Annotated in this window: 19 protein-coding genes, 1 other RNA gene and 1 riboswitch; of the genes, 15 read left to right on the plus strand and 5 right to left on the minus strand. The window is 41.5% G+C overall.

The genetic code is table 11. The features are described 5' to 3' along the window. The first annotated feature begins 442 nt into the window (after positions 1–442). The 9 genes from FZC79_RS22990 to FZC79_RS06510 all read left to right on the plus strand — a co-directional run bounded on the left by FZC79_RS22990 (position 443) and on the right by FZC79_RS06510 (position 9463). Positions 443–595 carry a hypothetical protein gene (locus FZC79_RS22990; RefSeq protein WP_187442659.1) on the plus strand — a complete coding sequence of 51 codons (153 nt, stop codon included), beginning with the start codon at positions 443–445 and terminating at the stop codon, positions 593–595. 89 nt (positions 596–684) lie between these two features. After that, the gene (locus tag FZC79_RS06470) at positions 685–1242 is read left to right on the plus strand and encodes a DUF1273 domain-containing protein (RefSeq protein ID WP_148945996.1); all 558 of its coding nucleotides are present in this window, start codon (positions 685–687) and stop codon (positions 1240–1242) included. A gap of 71 nt (positions 1243–1313) precedes the next feature. Next, entirely contained in the window at positions 1314–1619 is a 306-nt protein-coding gene (gene gpsB, locus FZC79_RS06475; protein WP_148946138.1) for a cell division regulator GpsB, read from the plus strand. Between the two features lie 72 nt (positions 1620–1691). Continuing rightward, positions 1692–2076: RNase P RNA component class B (gene rnpB, locus FZC79_RS06480), an RNA gene on the plus strand. Between the two features lie 263 nt (positions 2077–2339). Beyond that, positions 2340–3476, plus strand: coding sequence for a THUMP domain-containing class I SAM-dependent RNA methyltransferase (locus FZC79_RS06485; protein ID WP_148945997.1), 1137 nt, complete (start codon positions 2340–2342; stop codon positions 3474–3476). Positions 3477–4504: 1028 nt separating this feature from the next. Beyond that, the gene (locus FZC79_RS06495; protein WP_148945999.1) at positions 4505–5242 is read left to right on the plus strand and encodes an AAA family ATPase; all 738 of its coding nucleotides are present in this window, start codon (positions 4505–4507) and stop codon (positions 5240–5242) included. Positions 5243–5360: 118 nt separating this feature from the next. Beyond that, entirely contained in the window at positions 5361–5546 is a 186-nt protein-coding gene (locus FZC79_RS06500) for a hypothetical protein (RefSeq protein ID WP_148946000.1), read from the plus strand. A gap of 244 nt (positions 5547–5790) precedes the next feature. After that, positions 5791–7695 (plus strand): ATP-dependent DNA helicase, encoded by a 1905-nt coding sequence (locus FZC79_RS06505; protein WP_148946001.1) that lies wholly within the window; start codon positions 5791–5793, stop codon positions 7693–7695. Positions 7696–7948: 253 nt separating this feature from the next. After that, positions 7949–9463 carry a carboxypeptidase M32 gene (locus tag FZC79_RS06510; protein ID WP_148946002.1) on the plus strand — a complete coding sequence of 505 codons (1515 nt, stop codon included), beginning with the start codon at positions 7949–7951 and terminating at the stop codon, positions 9461–9463. A gap of 1684 nt (positions 9464–11147) precedes the next feature. On the opposite strand, the gene FZC79_RS06515 is transcribed toward FZC79_RS06510, so the two are convergent. The 3 genes from FZC79_RS06515 to FZC79_RS06525 are packed head-to-tail and all read right to left on the minus strand — an operon-like array spanning position 11148 to position 13438. Continuing rightward, positions 11148–12788: a b(o/a)3-type cytochrome-c oxidase subunit 1 gene (locus tag FZC79_RS06515; RefSeq protein WP_148946003.1), complete on the minus strand. Its 1641-nt coding sequence runs from the start codon at positions 12786–12788 to the stop codon at positions 11148–11150. A gap of 1 nt (position 12789) precedes the next feature. After that, the gene (locus tag FZC79_RS06520) at positions 12790–13269 is read right to left on the minus strand and encodes a cytochrome c oxidase subunit II (RefSeq protein ID WP_148946004.1); all 480 of its coding nucleotides are present in this window, start codon (positions 13267–13269) and stop codon (positions 12790–12792) included. A 19-nt stretch (positions 13270–13288) separates the two neighbouring features. Further along, positions 13289–13438: a cytochrome c oxidase subunit 2A gene (locus tag FZC79_RS06525; protein ID WP_148938557.1), complete on the minus strand. Its 150-nt coding sequence runs from the start codon at positions 13436–13438 to the stop codon at positions 13289–13291. Positions 13439–13701: 263 nt separating this feature from the next. Continuing rightward, positions 13702–13803: riboswitch (purine riboswitch) on the plus strand. A gap of 114 nt (positions 13804–13917) precedes the next feature. Between FZC79_RS06525 and FZC79_RS06530 the strand changes: the two genes are divergently transcribed. Both FZC79_RS06530 and FZC79_RS06535 read left to right on the plus strand, forming a co-directional pair. After that, positions 13918–14502, plus strand: coding sequence for a xanthine phosphoribosyltransferase (locus FZC79_RS06530; protein WP_148946005.1), 585 nt, complete (start codon positions 13918–13920; stop codon positions 14500–14502). Beyond that, positions 14499–15794 carry a nucleobase:cation symporter-2 family protein gene (locus FZC79_RS06535; protein ID WP_148946006.1) on the plus strand — a complete coding sequence of 432 codons (1296 nt, stop codon included), beginning with the start codon at positions 14499–14501 and terminating at the stop codon, positions 15792–15794. Before FZC79_RS06530 ends, FZC79_RS06535 begins: the two co-directional genes overlap by 4 nt. Before the next feature lie 104 nt (positions 15795–15898). Here FZC79_RS06535 and FZC79_RS06540 read toward each other — a convergent pair whose 3' ends face one another. Next, entirely contained in the window at positions 15899–16285 is a 387-nt protein-coding gene (locus FZC79_RS06540; RefSeq protein WP_252183264.1) for a hypothetical protein, read from the minus strand. Between the two features lie 510 nt (positions 16286–16795). On the opposite strand from FZC79_RS06540, the gene FZC79_RS06545 reads away from it, so the two are divergent. Then, entirely contained in the window at positions 16796–17566 is a 771-nt protein-coding gene (locus tag FZC79_RS06545) for an SDR family NAD(P)-dependent oxidoreductase (RefSeq protein ID WP_148946008.1), read from the plus strand. A gap of 768 nt (positions 17567–18334) precedes the next feature. Here FZC79_RS06545 and FZC79_RS06550 read toward each other — a convergent pair. After that, positions 18335–18793, minus strand: coding sequence for a chemotaxis protein CheX (locus FZC79_RS06550; protein WP_148946009.1), 459 nt, complete (start codon positions 18791–18793; stop codon positions 18335–18337). Between the two features lie 243 nt (positions 18794–19036). Here FZC79_RS06550 and FZC79_RS06555 point away from each other — a divergent pair, with 243 nt between their 5' ends. From FZC79_RS06555 to FZC79_RS22995, 3 genes are all read left to right on the plus strand, one after another. Beyond that, positions 19037–20110, plus strand: coding sequence for a type III polyketide synthase (locus tag FZC79_RS06555; RefSeq protein WP_148946010.1), 1074 nt, complete (start codon positions 19037–19039; stop codon positions 20108–20110). Beyond that, positions 20107–20676, plus strand: a complete 570-nt coding sequence (locus tag FZC79_RS06560; RefSeq protein WP_148946011.1) for an isoprenylcysteine carboxyl methyltransferase family protein — start codon at positions 20107–20109, stop codon at positions 20674–20676. Before FZC79_RS06555 ends, FZC79_RS06560 begins: the two co-directional genes overlap by 4 nt. A gap of 164 nt (positions 20677–20840) precedes the next feature. After that, a complete protein-coding gene (locus FZC79_RS22995) occupies positions 20841–21008 on the plus strand; it encodes a hypothetical protein (RefSeq protein WP_187442660.1) in 168 nt (55 codons plus the stop codon). The last annotated feature ends 336 nt before the right edge of the window (positions 21009–21344 follow it).

The following is a 21344-nucleotide window of genomic DNA, read 5'->3' on the forward strand; positions in this document are numbered from 1 at the left end:
TTTAGGGTATATAAGCGGAATTTTTCCGCTTAAGCACAGCGAAACGAACCATTTTCGCATCTTTTATACAAATAAGCGGAATTTCTTCGCTTATTATAGCTGTTTTTCGCGTGATGATTTAAATAAGCGGAATTTCTCCGCTTAATTCTCCACGTTTTACAGCCGGAATAAATAGCCAGAGAAAATAATCCATTGGGCCTTTTATGCCAAGGCTGGTAAGGAAGGCTTCCAGCCGCAGAGTAAGCCACCAGTTTAAACGGGTGGTTATGATTTTGTTGAAAGCTGTTTTTGTATGATTTGATGCTTTCAGATATTCCCTTTTTCCGCTCTAAACGGAGAGAGAAGTTCTTTCTCTCTCTTGCTTAATGGGATTTTTACGCTTCATTTTTGAGCTGCCTTTCAAAATCAATATCAAACAGCCACAAGGTTTAAGAAAAGAGCCATGAAGAAACAGTCCCAAGAGAACTATAATATGTCCCGGCAAAAGAAAAAGGTGCCGTTCTTCACGGGAGCACTGCAAATCTGTCTATCGCTGGACGGCATTCATCACCCGTTTCTCAAAGTCGCATGGCAGGAGTGGGAGTCCATTCCTTAATCCGCAATCTTAACGAGAAGAGTATTTTACAAAGAAAACAAAATTGATTATAGTGTAAAGAACAGAGGCGTGAGCAAGGAGGTAAGCAGATGGGATTGGTGGCAGCTGTAACAGGCTATAAATCATATGAATTAGGTATCTTTAAAGAAGAAGAACCAGCATTGAAGTATATTAAGGCTGCGATTCAAAAGCAGCTGCAAGGCCTTCTTGAAGAAGGGCTGGAATGGGTTTTGATAAGCGGACAGATCGGAACAGAATTATGGGCCGCAGAAGTCGTATTTGAATTGCAGCTGGAGTATCCGGATCTAAAGCTGGCCATATTGACTCCCTTCATGAATCAGGAAGAAAATTGGAATGAAAACAATAAAGAATTCTACGAAATGATTACTTCTCAAGCTGATTTTATGGACAGCGTTTCCAAGCAGCCGTATACCAGCCCGGCCCAGTTTAAAAACAGGGATCAGCTGTTCTTAGATAAAAGTGATGCTCTTGTCATCTTATATGATGAAGAGAAAGAAGGATCTCCTCAGTATTTCTTTAAAGCGGCAAAGGAATACAAGGAAAATCATCACCTGGATATTAGGCAGATTACTTTTATGGATTTACAATGGATAGTGGAAGAGGAACAATTAAATACTATGGATTGAAAGAAAAATTGACAAATAGCGTTTTTTTTGAAAAAATATACTTGATGTTGGTTGAATTTAGAGGTGAAAATATGATATCTGATAAAGTGAAATTGACCGCAAAAGATATACTCGAAAAAGAATTCAAACCGGGAATGCGCGGCTATAAACAAGAAGACGTGGATAAATTCCTTGATTTGATCATCAAAGATTATGAAACATTTCATCAGGAAATTGAAGATTTGCAGCAAGAAAACCTGCGCTTGAAGAAACAGGTTGAAGAATCAAACCGCCGCACTCCGTCTCCGCAGCAGCAGACCGGTACGACTAACTTTGATATACTGAAAAGACTGTCGAATCTGGAGAAGCATGTGTTCGGTAACAAGTTGTACGATTGATTCTGGAAAATACTAACGCTTGTACTATAGCTGGTTCTTCTGTATAATTACTTTTTGGATATACTAATAATAACATTCGGGTAATCGCTGCAACGTTAGTTGTAGAGGAAAGTCCATGCTCGCACGGTGCTGAGATGCCCGTAGTGTTCGTGCCTAGCCAATTCATAAGCTAGGGCAGTCTGCAGATGCAGATTGACGGCAGGGAAAACACCTAAGTCCTCAGGATATGGTGTGAATACCTTGAAAGTGCCACAGTGACGGAGTCTTGCAAGAAATTGCAAGAGTGGAACGAGGTAAACCCCGCGAGCGAGAAACCCAAAATATGGTAGGGGCATCTTCTTCGAGGAATTCAACGAGAAGAAGGACGAAACATCCGTTTCGTAGATAGATGATTGCCGCCGGAGTACGAGATGACCCATCGTTTGCAGTACGAAGGAACAAAACATGGCTTACAGAATGTTATTATGGGTATTATAAAATTGTTAAGTGATGCTCTCCTTTTCTTAGAGGAGAGCTTTTATTATGTTGATATACACAATGATTATATCGTAAGGCTGGATTATGCTGTTAAAATCACTGTTTTCTTTGTGTATCTGTTGCTTAAACTCAACTTCAATGGTTACACTTAGAAATGAAGAGAAACCTACATATTATGTGCAAATTCAATAACTATACGGTTTGTATTGCGTTATTCATATCTTAAAAGTTAGGGTGAAAAATATGAGATTCAAATTGATTGCTACAGCTGCGATGGGGCTTGAGGCCCTTGTGGCTAAAGAGGTAAGAGATCTTGGTTATGAATGTGAAGTGGAAAATGGCAAAGTCATTTTTGAAGGTGATGAAAAAGCCATTGCTCGTGCAAACATGTGGCTGAGGACCGCAGATCGTGTAAAAATACTGGTTGGTGAATTTAAAGCTTATTCCTTCGACGAATTGTTTGAAAAAACAAAAGCACTTCCGTGGGAAGATTATCTTCCGGAAGACGCTGAGTTCCCTGTACAGGGAAAATCGGTGAAGTCTAAGTTATATAGTGTATCCGATTGCCAAGCTATAACAAAAAAGGCAATTGTTCAACGATTGCAAACAGCATACAACCGTTCCAGCTGGCTGGAGGAAAGCGGATCTTTATTCAAGCTGGAAGTGGCTATACATAAAGATGTCGTTTCGCTGACCATGGATACAAGCGGGCAGGGCCTTCATAAACGAGGGTATCGAATCGGCCAAAGTGAAGCTCCTTTAAAAGAAACGCTTGCAGCCGCATTGATTCAATTGACTACTTGGAATGCGGATAGACCATTTGCTGATCCCTTCTGTGGATCTGGAACCATTCCGATTGAGGCTGCGTTAATCGGCCAAAATATCGCTCCGGGATTCAACAGAGACTTCTTATCTGAAGAGTGGCCATGGATGCCTGAAAAGATTTGGGAAGAAGTCAGGATGGAAGCCGAAGACCTGGCCAACTACGATCAGCCGCTTGAAATCCTGGGAACAGACATCGATCACCGCATGATTGAAGTCTCCAAGAATAACGCCTTTGAGGCAGGTTTGGGTGAACTCATTCAGTTTAAACAGATGCAGGTAAGGGATTTCCATAGCGATAAGAGCTATGGTGTCATCGTCGGCAATCCGCCTTATGGTGAACGAATCGGTGATAGAAAAGAAGTGGAACACATGTACAAGTCTATGGGTCAGGCGTTTGAAAAGATGGATACATGGTCAAAATATATCATGACCTCGCACGAAGGATTTGAAGAGTGTTACGGCAAGAAAGCCACGAAGAAAAGAAAGCTTTTCAATGGCTTCATCAGAACTGACTACTACCAGTACTGGGGACCAAGACCACCGAGGAAAGACTGATTAATCATAGAGCCTATTACAAAAACCGTCTGATCAGGCGGTTTAATGTAATGGGCTCTTTTTATTAACTAAGTGTCATAACAAACCTGTACTACTTAGGGGATGAGTTGAAAAAACTTAGAGATCTTTGTTCTTTAACCCTATTTGACTGAGATTTACACGGTGAAGTCCTTATAATGTGTAAGTTTATTTGACCTGCTTTTAACCGTTTTGTAACTAACAAGAAAACCTGTAATCAATTTACACCTGGTTTTCTGATCAATATAATGATGTTATAGAGACACTCAAACGAATCTGTGAAATATAAAGTCCGGGCGATATCATTTAATAGAAAGCCTATTAACACTTTGTTGCTAACTTTCTATTTTTTTATTTCTATTAGAAAGAAAGGGCCCTTTTCTAAGGATTCTTTTAGTAAACTTTGTTGCTATTCTATATAAAATTCAAAAACTGCCGCCATAATTAAACAGAAATAACCTGATATGCAAGAAAGAAAAGAGCTATCCTTCCTGGTTGGAGAGGAAAACTCAGATTCCAGGGGGGAAATCCGGTACTTGGGATTTTGCCGAAAGCCACAATTTATGAGAAAACAGCGTTTCTAAATGATTGGTGCTTTGGAATGCTTTATTAACCTCATCTCTGTTTTAACGGAGGAGGATTGGAGCGGAAGGCGCGTGACCTCCTGCGGGACTAGCGGGACAGGTGAGACCCCACAGGCGAAGCCGAGGAGGCTCAACGCCCGCCCCGCGGAGTCGTGCGCCTGGAGCGGAAATCCTTTAGTTTTAAAATAGCCACATTCTATGCGAAAACAGCAATTAGGAAGGAAGGAACTATTTGAAACGGAATGGTCTTTCCCTGTCATGTTCATTATGGGTGTATCCATTTCTTGTTTTTTCATTAAGAGAAATAAACAGCATGGTGATTCTGGAAAGGAGTCTGGAGGAATAATAGTTGTCTTTCTGTTTTTATTCCTCTTTTCGTTTTTCTTTGTTTACCTAAACAAGTAAGGTTTTTAAGGAGTGAAAGCAGTGTATTTAAAACGGATTACATTGATGCGGGACAAGATAACAAATGACAAGCGGTATCCTTTCTCCATACCGGCAATCAACCATTTTGAGTCATTGGAGCTTGAGAATCCTGTCACATTTTTCGTAGGCGAAAACGGATCTGGCAAGTCTACCCTTCTTGAAGCAGTTGCCCATCAATGCGGCTTTAATAATGCCAGCGGAGGCAGGAACACGAACTATTCCGTTGAAGCATCTCAATCAGACCTTGGCCAATATATCAGGCTTTCTTGGCTTCCGAAAATCAATCGGGGATTCTTCTTGAGAGCGGAAAGTTTCTATCATTTTGCTTCTTACCTGGATGAACTGGCGAAAGAAGATCCAACCTTTGGATATAAGGGGTATGGAGGGAGATCTCTGCACGAGCAGTCTCATGGGGAGGCATTTCTGTCTTTGTTTCTTAACCGTTTCGGGGAGGAGAGCCTTTATCTACTGGATGAACCGGAAGCCGCTTTATCTCCTGCCCGTCAATTGGCATTTTTGAAAATCATTAATGATTTGGCAGGGAGGGGCGATGCGCAATTTATCATTGCCACCCACTCCCCGATTCTTCTTGGGTATCCTGATGCTTCTATTTATAATTTTGATAGTGCTCCTATTGAAAAAATCAACTACGAAGATACAGAACATTATCAAATTACATCAGGCTTCCTTAATCGAAAAGAACAGTTTCTAAAAGAATTATTCAGGGATGATGAATAGTAGCGAGAAGTTCGGTTGTTTGTTGATCATTAGAGTAAGGTGTGATTTTTGGAGCAGTCATAATTAACAGAAAATCTGCGTATACTTCTCAATATAGATTAATGAGGAGTGAAACACAGTGGAAAAATCACCAATAGACTATAATCGAATTTCCAAAGCATTACAGTCTACAATTGAATTAATAGAAGACGAAAACGTTCAGATGGACAGCGAGGTGCTGGGAGGATTGTTATCAGCAAAGGAAGAACTGACGAATGCTCTTGCCTTTGAATTGTTTTACAGCAATCCCCGCAACCAGTCTTGAGATTTAAGACTACTGCCTTGTGAAATCCTCCCGAAATCTGGTTGTAATCTAATCTGATACTGTATGAAACGAAAAGAGATACTATTTAAAGATGATAACTTGCAGGACACAAATATAGCTGCTACAGAAACGCAAGCGCTGGATGCTTGCGTTTTCTTTTGTTAAAGTATAGAATTAATCTTTTATGGATTAAGAAATTTTACATTAATATATAATAGATTTCAGAGTGAAGATGGAGGAAGCTATGAGAGGTAAATTACCATTTGCATTGTCCAAGGAGCAGTCTTTTTATGAAGGGCTTGGTGACTGGATAGGAGACGTATTCTATGATATTCTCCCTGAAAAAGGCTTTGAGCTGAGGGATGAACAAATTTATATGGCTTTTCAGGTGCTGAAATCATTTCAGGACAAAAAAGTTATGTTCGCTGAAGCGGGTGTGGGTACCGGCAAAACGCTTGTTTATCTACTCTATGCCCTGGCGTATGCCCGATATACCGGAAAGCCGGCAATCATTGCCTGCGCAGATGAAACACTGATCGAACAGATTGTTAAAAAAGAAGGCGATATCAAGAAGATTGAACAGGCATTAAACCTTGAGGTGGACGTAAGATTGGCGAAGTCAAGGGAACAATATCTGTGCTTGCAGAAGCTTGAGTCCGAAATGCTTGAAGAGGATAAATTCATGGATATATTCAACACGCTGCCTGAATTCGTCCATGGAAAGTCTTCTATGACGAAATACCACCGTTATGGAGATCGCAAAGAGTATAGCGGATTGAGTGATACGGAATGGGAAGCTGTCGGCTGGGATAACCTTCAAGACTGTATGTCCTGTGCGCAGCGCCACCGCTGCGGCCAGACATTGAACAGGGACTATTACCGTGAAGCGGCTGATTTGATAGTCGTGTCGCATGATTTTTATATGGAACACATATGGACGAAAGAATCCAGAGTGAGAGAAGGTCAGCTCCCATTGCTTCCCCAAGCCAGTTCCGTTATTTTTGATGAGGGCCACCTCCTTGAATTTGCTTCTCAGAAGGCATTGACCTACCGGATCAGAAAAGAGACGCTCGAAAGCCTGCTTGAAAAAATGACCGCCAGTGACATGCGGGAAAATACTATGTATCTCATTGAGGACATCATTAATCAAAATGACTATTGGTTTCAGTGTTTGAACGAGGCTGCCAATAAAGATGAGAATGCATTCCGTCTTCATGTTGACAAGACAGAGAGTGTGAAAGAGGAAGGCCGGAAATTGGTAGGTTTAATAGATAAATTGACTGAAGAACTTGTATTTGAATCCGAAATGTATGTTATGGACGAGTATTTGTTGAAGGTGATTGAAGAGTACCTGGAACAAATCCTTTACTCATTGAAGTTGTTCCTGGAAGAAAATAAGGGAATTAACTGGCTGGAAACTAACAAAGGGAATGACACGCTCGTCATCATGCCTCGGCTGGTAGAGGAGATACTCAGGCAGAAAGTGTTCAATCAAAAGATTCCTTTTGTCTTTTCATCAGCTACCTTGTCAAATAACAAAGATTTTTCCTATTTGGCGAACAGCCTTGGAATCGATCAGTACGAATCATTTTCGGTAGAATCACCTTTCGATTATGAGGAAAATATGAAGATCGATATTCCTGCATTAACTTCAGGACTTTCAGAGGAAAAGCTGCAGTACTGTCTGGAGAAGATAGAAGAAAATGAAGGGAAGACCCTCTTGTTATTCTCTAGCAAACGAGACCTGGAGATATTTAAAGGGTATCTTCAGGATAAGAATTTGCCTTATCCAGTTTACTACGAAGGAGATGAAGAGATCAGCTTGGCTGTTGAACGGTTCCAAAATGAACGTAACAGTGTTCTCTGCTCCTACCACCTATGGGAAGGACTGGATATTCCAGGAGACTCGCTGTCACAGGTGCTGATCTATTCATTGCCATTCCCACCGAAGGATCCTGTCTTTGATGCAAAAAGAAATCATGCTGAAAATCCATTTGAAGAAGTGGATCTTCCCTACATGCTGCTGCGGCTTAAACAGGGACTAGGCAGGCTTATAAGGACATCAGAGGATAAGGGAAGAGTATCTATCTTGCTTGAAGAGAATGAAAAGCATCTTCTGCCTCAAATCAAGTCTGTACTGCCATATTAATACTTTGTAAAGCGGAAAATACGTGTATTGTATTTTCCGCTTTATCGTTTTCAGCATTTTTCAAGACCTTGTACCATATTTATAAAAGAGGGTTGTTTTTCATTGCCGGAAATTTAGAAGCAGTCTTTCACAAATAGTAGATTAAATCATAGTTTACAAAAGATAAAAACAATAGCGATAGCGGTCTTGAAAGAAGAACTTATCAGAAAACTATGATAAAATAGCAAGGGAAACCGAGATTAGGGGGAATAATATGACAACAGAGATTAAAGAAATTGAAAAAGACTTTTTAGAATATGTAAAGAAAATGTCAGCATACAACGAAGCGCTGGGTCTTATTTTTTGGGACTTAAGGACTGGAGCGCCTAAAAATGGAATTGAACAGCGATCCGAAGTAATCGGACTCTTGTCTTCCGAAGTGTTTGAAATGTCAACGAGCAAAGAGATGGCAGCTTACATAGCAAAATTATCCGCACATAAATCCGATCTAACTGAAATGGTCCTCAAGGTTTTGGAAGAGTGCCAGAAAGAATACGACCGCAACAAAAAAATACCCGCAGATGAATATAAGGAATATGTCGTGCTTCAATCCAAAGCCGAAAGTGCATGGGAAGCGGCAAAAGAAAATGATGACTTTGATTCCTTCCAGCCTTACCTTGAAAAATTGGTAGAGATTAATAAGAAGTTTATAGGGTATTGGGGCTACGAAGGCAATAAATACAATACGCTGCTGGATATGTATGAGCCGGGCGTCACTGTGGAAGTTCTCGACAGAGTATTTGGCGAGCTCCGTGAAAAAATCGTTCCTCTTGTGCAGCGTATAAGTGAAAGTAACAGCAAGCCAAAAACTGATTTTATCTTTGAACATTTTCCTAAAGGAAAGCAAAAAGAATTCAGTCTTAAGATTCTGGAGCAAATGGGATACGACTTCAATTCCGGGAGACTGGACGAAACGGTCCATCCTTTCGCCATCGGCTTGAACCCTGGAGATGTAAGGGTTACAACAAAGTACGATGAAGGTGATTGGAGAACAGCAGTCTTCGGTACCATTCATGAAGGCGGCCACGCGCTGTATGAACAGAATATTTCCGCCGACCTGACAGGCACTCCGCTTGCGACCGGCACCTCTATGGGAATCCATGAATCTCAATCACTATTCTACGAGAATTTTGTAGGAAGAAACTATTCCTTCTGGGAAAAGAACTATTCTCTGCTAAAAGAATTTGGAGAAGGCCAGTTTGATCAAGTCGGACTGGAAGATTTCTATCGTGCCATCAATGAATCCAAGCCATCTTTAATCAGGATTGAAGCGGATGAACTGACATACCCGCTTCACATCATGATCCGCTACGAAATTGAGAAAGGTCTTTTCAACGATGAAATTGAAGTGAAAGACCTGCCGCAAATCTGGAATGACAAATACGAAGAGTATCTTGGAATCAGACCGGAAACCAATGCAAGGGGCGTGCTGCAAGATGTCCATTGGGCAGGCGGCAGCTTCGGCTATTTCCCTTCCTATGCATTGGGTTATATGTATGCAGCTCAATTTAAGGAAGCGATGATCAAAGACATTCCGAATTATGATGAACTGCTTCAAAAAGGCGACCTGGCTCCTGTCCGTGAATGGATGACAAAGAATGTCCATCAGTGGGGGAAAATGAAGAAGCCGCTTGAAATTCTTACTGAGGTGACAGGAGAAGGGCTGAATGCCACTCATCTTGTAAACTACCTCACTGAGAAGTATTCCGGAGTTTATAACTTATCTTAATAATTTACAGTTGAAACCGGCAGTCCCTTGATGGGTCCGCCGGTTTTTTGCTCTCCAAAGCAATGTAATGAGTTCTTTGGAAAACGTTTGGAAGGTGCATTAGGTAGACCATTCTCTTCTTAAAGGGAGCGGGATACATTTAAACGAAAAATCGAGAAGATGATGTACTTCGCTAAGGAAGCGAGTCACATTAAAGTGGAAATACTTAAAGATGATGTATCTCGCTAAGGAAGGGAAGTACATCAAACGATAAAATCGAGAAGATGATGTACTTCGCCAGGGAAGGGAGGTACATCAAAACCAAAAATCACAAAAGATAATGTACTTCGCTAAGGAAGCGAAGTACATCAAAATGAAAAATCTAAAATATGATGTACCTCGCTAAAGAAGCGAGGCACTTCAAAACCCAAAATCATAAAGATAATGTACTTCGCTAGGGAAGCGAGGTACATCAAAACCAAAAATCACAAAGATAATGTACTTCGCTAAGGAAGCGAGGTACATCAAAACCAAAAATCACAAAGATAATGTAGCTCGCTAAGGAAGCGAGGTACATCAAAATCAAAAATCGCAAAGATGATGTACTTCGCTAAGGAAGCGAGGTACATCACAACCAAAAACCACAAAGATAATGTACCTCGCTAAAGAAGCGAGGTACATCAAAACAAAAAATCACAAAGATAATGTACTTCGCTAAGGAAGCGAGGTACATCACAACCAAAAATCGCAAAGAAGATGTACTTCGCTAAGGAAGCGAGGTACATCAAAACAAAAAATCACAAAGATAATGGACTTCGTTAAGGAAGCGAGGTACATCAAAACCAAAAATCACAAAGATAATGTACTTCGCTAAGGAAGCGAGGTACATCAAAACCAAAAATCACAAAGATAATGTACTTCGCTAAGGAAGCGAGGTACATTAAAACGAAAAATCGCAAAGATGATGTACCTCGCCAGGGAAGCGAGGTACATCAAAATCAAAAATCGCCAAGATGATGTACTTCGCTAAGGAAGCGAGGTACATCAAAATGAAAAATCGCAAAGATGATGTACCTCGCCAGGGAAGCGAGGTACATCAAAGTGAAAAATCGCAAAGATGATGTACCTCGCCAGGGAAGCGAGGTACATCAAAACCAAAAATCACAAAGATAATGTACTTCGCTAAGGAAGCGAGGTACATCAAAACCAAATTGCAAAGATAATGTACTTCGCTAAGGAAGCGAGGTACATCAAAACAAAAAATCGCAAAGATGATGTACCTCGCTAAGGAAGCGAGGTACATCAAAATCAAAAATCGCAAAGATGATGTACCTCGCCAGGGAAGCGAGGTACATCAAAATCAAAAATCGCCAAGATGATGTACTTCGCTAAGGAAGCGAGGTACATCAAAATCAAAAATCACAAAGATGATGTACTTCGCCAGGGAAGCGAGGTACATCAAAACCAAAAATTACAAAGATAATGTACTTCGCTAAGGAAGCGAGGTACATTAAAACGAAAAATGACTTTCCCGCTAAGAAAACGAGTACACCGACCTAGTAATCGCAAGGGTTACGCCCTCGAGAATAACCCTGCCTTAAGATTCAATTATAAAATAACAATAAGTCACGCCGCCTTAACCATGAATTTTCTCCAAAATTACACAAAAAAACAGGCCTCTATTAAAAGAGACCTGAAACCACATTCACCACAACTTAAATCCTTTGGAACCCGGCGGCGCGTTTTGAATCATATCCGCAAACGGAACCGTATAAGCGATCAGAATCAAAGCTGCCAGAACAGTAAGCCAAATTTCCCAATTTTCCAGCACCATCGGGGTCTTTTCTGCTTCATCGGCTGTTTCTCCGATTGGGAACTCTTCTTCGCCTTTAGGAGCAAAGAATGCCAGGTTGACGAAGATGTAAAGAATCAAGATGATTCCCAGGAATAAGATGGTCCCTCCGACTGCCTGTGCGACCTGATAGGGAATCCAGTCCAATGCCTGAGGGGCGTCACCATATGTTGAGAAAGAAGAACGTCTTGGTGCACCGAGCAGCCCGACAGCATGCATGGCACCGGACATGATGCTCATTCCCACTGCCCATACTACTGCTTGGACGATTGCCAGTTTGTTCATTTTTTTAGTAAGAACGCGTCCGGTCAAATGAGGAACGAGCCAATAGGCTATCCCGAAGAAGGTTAATACAACAGACGTTGCGAGTGTCAAATGGAAGTGTCCTGTAACCCAAATGGTATTGTGGACCACCTGGTTCATTTGGTTTGAGGCATTGATCAGTCCGCCTGCTCCCGCAGGGATGAAAGCTGCCATTCCGATGAATGGAACAGTAAAGCGGGCGTCTCCCCAAGGAAGTTTTTTGAACCAGCCGAATAATCCTGTTGCCCCTTTGGATCTTCCATACATTTCAAAGGTTGCAAACAACGAGAAAGCAGTCATTAATGATGGGATGACAACCATGAAGGTTAAAACAACCTGCAGGAACTTCCAAGATGCATCTATTCCGGGCTCAACCAGCTGATGGTGAAATCCTACTGGAATGGAGAAGAGCAGGAATAAGATAAAAGACAGACGTGCCAGTGAATCAGAGAAAATTTTTCCACCAATGATTTTTGGGATGATCACATACCAAGCCATGTAAGCTGGAAGCAGCCAGAAATATACAAGCGGGTGGCCGAAGTACCAGAAAAGGGTACGGCTGATCAGGACGTCAACTTCAGAAACTAGTCCGAGTGACCATGGCAGCAGTTGAAATAAGACCGTTCCTGCAACTCCCAATGTAGCCACAATCCATAAAACAGTATTGATGATGGCCATAAACGTCAAAAGAGGACTAGGCTGGCCGGGATGCTGTTTTCTCCAGTGGATATATTCAGCAATCATTGCACCTCCGCCGATCCAGCTGCCCACCACAACAAAAGTCAAACCAAGATAGAAAATCCAGTGAGCTTGAAGTGGAGCATAAAAGGTATATAGAACAGTAGCTTCATTTAATAAAATCATAACAGCTGCCATAGCTGTCCCGGTAAGCATTACCCAGAATCCAATCCAGCCTGCTTTGCGTGAACCACTGCGATATGTGCCGGATGTTCTTGAAATAGCGGCATGCTGGAAACCTAAGATAAAAAATGTCGTAAGTACAAGTCCCAATAGAACTCCATGAACGGTTAAAACTTGATAGTAACCAATATTCGCAGGAAGAGTGAAGCTTCCTGACCTTACCAGTACCTGCAGCAGCCCTGCAAGGCCTCCAAGAGCCAGTGCAATGAACGCTACATATAAATGTGCAAGAGCTAAACGGCCATCCCTTCGATCAACTTTTGTCATCATGTCAATCCACCACCTTGATCTTTGTTTGCATCATATGGTGACCTGTCCCGCAATACTCATTGCACAAAACGAGATATTCACCTTTTTTATCAAAAGTTGTTACGTATTCACTAATGAAGCCCGGCTCAAGCATCATGTTAATATTAGTGCCTGCCACTTGAAATCCATGCACTACGTCTTTTGTAGTCGCAATGATTTTCACCCTTGAGTCAACAGGAACTTCAATTTCCTCACCGGCGAAGTAAAAGAAGGCTGAACCGACAACGACCAGTTCATAATCCCAGTCTTTGCCCTCGACTTTTTTTAATCCAGGCTCACTGAATGGAGCGATTTGATCTACCTGCTCAGGATCGATATACGCCTTGGCGCTTGGCGGAGTATGACCTGAATGAAAAGCGCCGATACCTAGAATGACTAAGAATATAATAAGAGACCCAGTACCAAAAGCAAGCCACCATTTTTCATAACGGTGCATATGCATAACAATCTTCCCCTTCCACTTAGAAACGATCTATGAAAATATAAAAAACACCAAACCAGCTGAGGATAAGAAACAGCCCGAGTAACAATACGGCCGCGAAAGTTCCTTTCAAAGATGAGGAATCTTCGGTCTTTACCTTCGTCTTGTGATTTAACTGCGGATTTGCCATGCGGCTCACTCCTTTCCTGTAGCTAACACTATCTTGATACTTTAATAATAGGGAAGAAACTATATCCTATCTGTGATAAAAGTCACACCTGATAAGAATATTTGTGAAAGAAGTGTGAAGAACGAGGATGAGGAGTTTTAAGAAGGATTTGAAAATCAAATCTAACAGTATAAATAAGCGAACAAATGATACAAAAGTTTGTTTATTGTTCGTATATTTGTCTAAAAAGACTTGAAATTCCATTCTGACCTGATATACTAATGAGTAATTACATAACACTTACTCATATAACCGCGGGAATATGGCCCGCAAGTCTCTACCGGATAACCGTAAATTATTCGACTATGAGTGAGCAATGGACGGAAGAGTTCTTTCTGTTTTCTTTGGTTTTTTAAAGCTCAAAGGCATTGTCTCGCTCAAATGATGAGTGTGATGCCCTTGAGCTTTTTTCAGTTGAAGGGCGGAAGGAGGAGAATGGTTTGAAAAAGTTAGAAGAGAAAATCATCAAAGAGGGCAGCGTGTTATCTGACTCAGTTCTAAAAGTGGATTCCTTTTTAAACCATCAGGTCGACCCGTTTTTAATGAAAGAGATTGGAGAAGAGTTTTCGAGGCTTTTCGCGGATGAAGGGATTACAAAGATTGTGACTCTTGAATCATCTGGAATCGCTCCTGCTGTGATGGCGGCGCTGACTATGAACGTGCCTCTTGTCTTCGCCCGGAAACGAAAATCGCTTACTTTGACGGAGGACCTGCTTACCGCTGAAGTATATTCATTCACCAAAGAAGAAACCAATACAATCACAGTCTCTAAAAAGTACATAGACAATAATGACACAGTCCTGATCATAGATGATTTCCTTGCCAATGGACAAGCTGCAGAAGGATTGATCAACATTATTTCCCAAACAGGTGCCTCCATTGCAGGCATCGGGATTGTCATAGAAAAAGCTTTTCAAGATGGAGGTAAGCTGCTGAGAGAGAAAGGATATAAGGTAGAGTCTCTTGCAAGCCTTCAATCATTGTCAGGCCGTAAAGTAGTATTCGCAGAGGAGGCATTAGCATGAACTCATTGAAATTATCATCACTTGCGCTCCAGCATGTGCTTGCCATGTATGCGGGAGCCGTCATCGTTCCCTTGATTGTGGGCGGGGCACTTGGTCTTACCGGCGAGCAGCTTACTTACTTAGTTTCGATTGATATTCTTATGTGCGGTGTGGCGACCATTTTACAAGTTTGGAAGAATCGTTTCTTCGGTATCGGGCTTCCGGTTGTACTTGGCTGTACATTTACTGCAGTGGGGCCGATGATTGCGATTGGCGGGCAGTATGGAATTCCGGCCATCTATGGGTCCATTCTTGTATCGGGTCTGTTCGTAATGGTGATTTCAAAATACTTTGGCAAGCTGATTCGTTTCTTCCCGCCGGTAGTCACTGGATCCGTTGTGACGATAATCGGAATTACGCTGATTCCGGTGGCTATGAATAACATGGCAGGCGGTGAAGGCTCAGCTGACTTTGGAGCTCTTTCCAACATCGGCTTGGCTTTTGGAACCCTGTTTTTCATCATTTTATTGTTCCGTTTCTTTAAAGGATTTGTTAGAGCGGTAGCCATCCTATTGGGACTGTTGGCCGGCACGATAGCAGCAGGGTTTATGGGCAAGGTTGACTTTTCACCGGTAGCTGAAGCTTCTTGGTTCCACTTGGCCCAGCCGTTCTACTTCGGAATGCCGGAATTTCATTTGACAGCCATTTTAACCATGATTCTGGTAGCGATGGTCAGTCTGGTAGAATCGACAGGTGTATATTTTGCGTTAAGTGACATTTGTGAAGAAAAAATTGAGGAAAACGATGTGGCGAGGGGATACCGTGCGGAAGGGGCAGCCATCGTGCTGGGAGCGATTTTCAATGCTTTCCCTTACACTACCTACTCTCAAAACGTTGGGCTCACTCAACTTTCAGGTGTAAAAACGAAGAATGTGATTTATTTGACTGGTGCCATGCTGGTCGTGCTTGGGCTTGTACCAAAAATCGGAGCGCTGACCACTGTCATTCCATCTCCTGTACTTGGAGGCGCGATGATTGCCATGTTCGGCATGGTGGTCGCTTATGGAATCAAAATGCTTGGCCGTGTTGAATTCAATTCACAGGAAAACCTATTGATTGTTGCCTGTGCAGTCGGAATGGGCATGGGAGTTACCGTGGTTCCTGACATGTTCAGCCAGCTGCCTGGAAGCCTGCAGATCCTGACCAGTAACGGCATCGTAGCAGGAAGCCTGACAGCCATTCTTCTGAATATTGTTTTCAATGTAAGAAAATCGGAAAAAACTGTGAGAGTAGTGGAGCAGAGAGCTTCGTGAATGGAGAGTACGCCACTATCATTTTCTACTATTTAGAGAATGAGGTGGCGTATTTTTCTAAGAAGAAAAATACGCGTTAAAGACAAAAATAATAAATGCAGCAGTTAATTGGTGTTATTTTTTTCATAAAATTCTTTTACAATGGGGTGAATGTCAGGTTCGGTTGAGTAGTAGACATCGCCTATTTGAGATGATCCAAATGAACAGGTTTCGGTATCTCCTTCAAAAAAGTTGATTGAATAACGAAACCCATCCCTTGGCGATTGATCTTCCAGAGGAATAAACTCTATATGTTTCGTTTCTTCAATGAATTTATGGACAGCTTCTGGTTCAGTCACCGTTAGGGAACTGCCAGTACTGCCGTCCACAATTTCAATTTTATTAACATCCGAAATATCGCCTTTATAGAACTCACTTAACCGCTTTGTTTCTAAACCACATCCAGTTAAAATAAAAACACTTACAACTAATAAGGTAAAAGATCTCCGCAAGAGACACCTCATTTATTTTTTATCGGCGGGCATCACATAGCTTAAACTCTCACTGCATGCTTCCTGCATGAGACAGCACCATTTCACTAGAACTCCGCGGTTTTATTTTAGTAATAATCTCAGCAAACTATAAATTCTACTAGAATAGTAAAATTACCTCTTTTCCATACCAACGACTTATCGATAAATTGATAACAAGTTGTTTTTCAATCTTTCTGGCCACAAGACTATCTCCTGAGACAGACACCATACTGGAGCTTAGTGCATACAATGGAAGCAGCGAGTTCATGGAGGTATGAAAATGGAGAAATTTTATTGTGACAGATGTCGGAGACTCTTTGAAAAGGAAGATATATGTGATTTATGCTGCGAAGAAACCAAGAAAATAACGATTCAAAATCATTTTCATAAAATTTCAGATCAACAGGATTAATGATGTAAGAGCAATCTCCTCATGAAAGTATAAGGCTTATGTTAAAATGAGGAAAATAGTTAAAAGGGGAGATTGTGATGTTTTTACCATCTTTTGAGCTAAAGGGAAAGACGGCCGTTGTTACAGGAGCAGGCAGAGGCATAGGCCGGGCAATTGCCATCGGAATGGCGGAAGCTGGCGCTGACGTAGCCATTTTATCCAGAACAGAGGAAGATTTGAAAGAAACTGCATCTCATATTGAAAGGACCGGAAGAAAAGCATACATAATGACCACAGATGTGACGGTAAGAGAAGAAGTAGAAAAAGCTATTTCAAGTGTGAAAGAACAGGCGGGATCTATCGACATTCTTGTCAATAATGCCGGAATGAATATCAGGTCCAAAGCTCTGGATGTAACCGATGATGAATGGCAGAAAATCATGGATACCAATCTTAAATCCGCGTTCATGATGAGCCAGGAAGCAGGTAAAATCATGAGAGAGCAAAACAGCGGTAAAATCATTACGATTGCATCTGTTGCAGGCCATGTTGCACTGCGGACTGGGGTGGTCTATGCAGCCACAAAAGCTGCACTGATCCAGATGACGAAAGTTCTTGCATTAGAGTGGGGAAGTTATAATATCAACGTCAATAGCATCGGGCCATGGTACTTCAAAACGCCCCTGACTGAAAAACTCCTGGCGGATGAAGAATACATGAAGGATATTTTGGCGGTCACTCCCATGAAGCGGGTTGGTGAATTGGACGAGCTGGTGGGTCCGGCTGTATTCCTTGCTTCTTCAGCTGGAAACTATGTGACCGGACAGACTCTCTTCGTAGACGGCGGGATGACGATCCAGGGATTTTGATTAAGTTATATGCTTAACATAATTAGCGGTCTAATTAGTTTATAGAGTTCCAGGTTCTGGGCTTATTCTCTTGCAGCCTCTGATACAGGGCTGGGGATCACCATGGATGTTAGGCCGAGATTTAGGGATACAGACCAAAAGGTAAGAAGAAAACCATAGATATTGGCCCGTAAAGAGAAGATACGGGCCAATGAGAAAGAAGAAATTCATAGATATTGGCCCGCAAAGCAGAAATACGGGCCAATGAGAGTGAAGAAATCCATAGATATTGGCCTGCAAAGAGAAGATACGATCCAATGAGAAAGAAGAAATTCATAGATATTGGCCCGCAAAGAGAAGATACGGGCCAATGAGAGTGAAGAAATCCATAGATATTGGCCCGCAAAGAGAAGATACGATCCAATGAGAAAGAAGAAATGCTTAGATATTGGCCCGCAAAGCAGAAATACTGGCCAATGAGAAAGAAGAAATTCATAGATATTGGCCCGCAAAGCAGAAATACGGGCCAATGAGAGTGAAGAAATCCATAGATATTGGCCCGCAAAGAGAAGATACGGGCCAATGAGAGTGAAGAAATCCATAGATATTGGCCTGCAAAGAGAAGATACGATCCAATGAGAAAGAAGAAATGCTTAGATATTGGCCCGCAGAGCAGAAATAACCGAGCAGGCTGCTATATTCCCAAGAATTAATGTAACTAGTAAAATAACAAAGAGAGAAGGCATGCGAATAAACGATTCGTATGTCTTCTCTCTTTGTCATAATTTTTTAGTCTAGGTCGACCATTATCACAACAATGAATTTTCCGCCGTTTTCTAGAGTGATTGGAAGCCTTAATGCCCGGTCAAAACCGGACAGCCTTGATTCGCCTGCAATGACAGTAGGCGGGGTAATATCCATTGAATGACCCAGCTGGGATATGTGTGTAGAGAGGTTGCCGGCAATCATATTGCCCAGTTCACCTGCAAAGGATTCGAGCATTTCACCTTCCAGGGGCATTCCGAACATGGCATTTCCAAGACCTTGGAAGTCCTCTATATCTCCATCGAAGATGATCTGCCCCCGAATGTCACCAGTAAGACCGATTAATACACCAATCTTATGTGTCCTCAAAGGCTCTGAAAGAAGAGTGGGCTGATCGACTTTTACAGGGAGGGGAATGACCGATTTGATTGACTGTATCGTACCATTTAAAATATCGGTAACACTTTTAGCTGTTGTAGTCATGTCGAATCCTCCATTATTTTGTCTTTTTTAGCTTAGCATAATTTCTAGGAAAAAAGAATGATGATTTTGAATTTTGAAAAAGCAGATCGTTGCTTCTTTAAAAAGTAGTGCTTTTTACATGATTTCTATGTATATAGGTATTATCGACAGGAAACACCGCTTGTTTACTGTCTCTGTTAAGAAAAATGAATGATTTTTTTCAGCTTGGTAAAGATATCCTTACTGAGGTAAGGAGAGATCATTATGCCTAAAATCATAAACGTAGAAACCGCCATCCCCCCGCACTCTATTAAACAAGGGGAAGTGGCGAACTTTGCCGAAAATTTATTTTCCCGGGATTTCAAAGACATTAAAAGACTTTTGCCTGTATTCCAGAATGGTGAAATTGAATCCAGGCATTTTGTCCATGATATTGAATGGTTCAAAAGGCCTCATTCATTTCAGGAAAAGAATGACTCTTTTATAGAAAATGCAGTCAAATTAGGGACAGAAGCAATTCAAAAGTGTATTGAAAGAGACAGTCCGGTTTCTTACGAGGATATTGACGCTATTTTCACTATATGTACGACTGGACTTGCCACCCCAAGTATTGAGGCAAGGATTATGAACCACCTTCCATTTCCGGATCATGTGAAAAGAATCCCGATTTGGGGCCTGGGGTGTGCGGGAGGGGCAAGCGGCTTGTCAAGGGCTTATGAGTACTGCCTAGCCTTTCCGCAGGCTAACGTTTTGGTGCTGACGATTGAACTCTGCTCCCTGACATTTCAGTACGGAGACCGGTCGAAGAGCAACCTGATCGGCACCTCTTTGTTTGCTGATGGAACAGCCTGCTGTCTAGTGAGCGGTGATGAAAGCGAGGCTGTAAAAAAAGCAGATGCACCGCTGCCTGCCATCTTCGCAACACAAACGACTACTATGAAAAACTCTCTGGATGTCATGGGATGGGATATCAAAGATGATGGATTATTTGTTGTTTTTTCAAAAGATATTCCTTCGATTATAGAGGAATGGTTAAAGCCAAATGTTGAAAAACTGCTGAAGCAGCATAAATTATCGCTAAAGGACATTAATCACTTTGTTGCCCACCCTGGAGGGAAGAAGGTAATCGAAGCTTATGACAAGGCACTGATGTTGAAAGAAGGCCTTCTTGATATCTCGAGAGATACATTGAGAAAATTCGGCAATATGTCTTCAGCAACAATCCTTTATGTGTTAAAAGAGCACTTGAACAAAGATATAAAAGAGGGTGATATCGGACTTGGGGTGGCTCTTGGCCCGGGATTCAGTTCAGAATTACTACTGATGAGGTGGGAATGATGTTTTATGTATTGTTTGCAGTCATAGCGATTCAGCGTATGGTAGAACTGTTTATCGCTAAAAGAAATGAAAAATGGATGAAAGGCAGGGGCGCAAGGGAATATGGGCAGAAACATTATAAGCTGATGGTTTCCATTCATCTGCTTTTCTTTATTTCTTTATTGGTCGAAGAATTCTTCTTAAAAAGAACTATGAATGATTACTGGGGTTTGTTATTTATCCTTTTTCTCATCACTCAGGCTGGCCGGGTGTGGGTTATTGCTTCATTGGGGAAATATTGGAATACGAAAATCATAGTGCTGCCACAGGCAGAAGTGGTAGCGAAAGGCCCCTATAAATTTATCAAGCATCCCAATTATTTTATTGTCACAGTCGAATTGATTGTCATACCTTTAATGTTTAACGCCTATTGGACATTATTCATTTTTGCTCTGCTCAACCAATTTATTTTGTCTGTACGCATTCCCCTGGAAGAAAAAGCCCTGAGAGAATCAACAAACTATCAGGCTGTTCATCAAGGAAAAAAACGGTTTCTGCCTGTAATAAAAAAAGAAGAAATTGACTGAGTTACTGCTGCCTAAATAGTGGCTGATTTCAACATTCGAATTAAAAAGCAGCAAATTTTTAAAAAATGAATGAAACATCATTGAAAATGATTATCATATTTGGTAAAATTCTAATTGAAGATGAAAATTATTCTCAAGACGAGTTATAGGAAAGGGGTTTCTACATGGTTTTATTTTTGGTCATTTTTACAGCTGCAGCTTACAGCTTGGTCATGAAGTATGTGCTGAATAATGTGTTCGTTACAAAAAGTGCTTCCGCAGCTGCTTCTAAAGGCGGGCTGGGGGAAGAGAAAAAACCAACAGAACTGGTTCCTGCCTATAATCGTCAATAGCTTCCGAAAAGGACTGAATGTTCAAGACTTCTTGAATATTGAGTCCTTTTTTGTTGTTCAGAAAGCTTTATTCCGCCTGTGCGGGTGCTATGATACCCAGGTCCAGCTCCTAGGGACGAATGTTCTGAAGACATAAAAAGGAAAGACCGCTTTCTTTCTCTCTGGAACATTTGCCTGCCGGGGCTTAACAGGGCCTTGCACTTTTGGTCTTTCTCTTTTTCTGAGGAACCGAACTGCAGCCGTAACCAAGTATCTCATTGGTTTTTTGCTATGTTTTAATAGGAAAGAAGCGAATTATAAGCTAAAATAAAGATGCATATTATTATCATGACTACT

The sequence above is a fragment of the Rossellomorea vietnamensis genome (assembly GCF_008180615.1).
Classification (GTDB): domain Bacteria; phylum Bacillota; class Bacilli; order Bacillales; family Bacillaceae_B; genus Rossellomorea; species Rossellomorea vietnamensis_D.

Bases quoted from the DNA above. Each gene is read 5' to 3' on its own strand.
- FZC79_RS22990 (WP_187442659.1), top strand. From the start codon at position 443: ATGAAGAAACAGTCCCAAGAGAACTATAATATGTCCCGGCAAAAGAAA.
- FZC79_RS06470 (WP_148945996.1), top strand. From the start codon at position 685: ATGGGATTGGTGGCAGCTGTAACAGGCTATAAATCATATGAATTAGGT.
- gpsB (WP_148946138.1), top strand. From the start codon at position 1,314: ATGATATCTGATAAAGTGAAATTGACCGCAAAAGATATACTCGAAAAA.
- FZC79_RS06485 (WP_148945997.1), top strand. From the start codon at position 2,340: ATGAGATTCAAATTGATTGCTACAGCTGCGATGGGGCTTGAGGCCCTT.
- FZC79_RS06505 (WP_148946001.1), top strand. From the start codon at position 5,791: ATGAGAGGTAAATTACCATTTGCATTGTCCAAGGAGCAGTCTTTTTAT.
- FZC79_RS06510 (WP_148946002.1), top strand. From the start codon at position 7,949: ATGACAACAGAGATTAAAGAAATTGAAAAAGACTTTTTAGAATATGTA.
- FZC79_RS06515 (WP_148946003.1), bottom strand. From the start codon at position 12,788: ATGATGACAAAAGTTGATCGAAGGGATGGCCGTTTAGCTCTTGCACAT.
- FZC79_RS06520 (WP_148946004.1), bottom strand. From the start codon at position 13,269: ATGCATATGCACCGTTATGAAAAATGGTGGCTTGCTTTTGGTACTGGG.
- FZC79_RS06525 (WP_148938557.1), bottom strand. From the start codon at position 13,438: ATGGCAAATCCGCAGTTAAATCACAAGACGAAGGTAAAGACCGAAGAT.
- FZC79_RS06535 (WP_148946006.1), top strand. From the start codon at position 14,499: ATGAACTCATTGAAATTATCATCACTTGCGCTCCAGCATGTGCTTGCC.
- FZC79_RS06545 (WP_148946008.1), top strand. From the start codon at position 16,796: ATGTTTTTACCATCTTTTGAGCTAAAGGGAAAGACGGCCGTTGTTACA.
- FZC79_RS06550 (WP_148946009.1), bottom strand. From the start codon at position 18,793: ATGACTACAACAGCTAAAAGTGTTACCGATATTTTAAATGGTACGATA.
- FZC79_RS06555 (WP_148946010.1), top strand. From the start codon at position 19,037: ATGCCTAAAATCATAAACGTAGAAACCGCCATCCCCCCGCACTCTATT.
- FZC79_RS06560 (WP_148946011.1), top strand. From the start codon at position 20,107: ATGATGTTTTATGTATTGTTTGCAGTCATAGCGATTCAGCGTATGGTA.
- FZC79_RS22995 (WP_187442660.1), top strand. From the start codon at position 20,841: ATGGTTTTATTTTTGGTCATTTTTACAGCTGCAGCTTACAGCTTGGTC.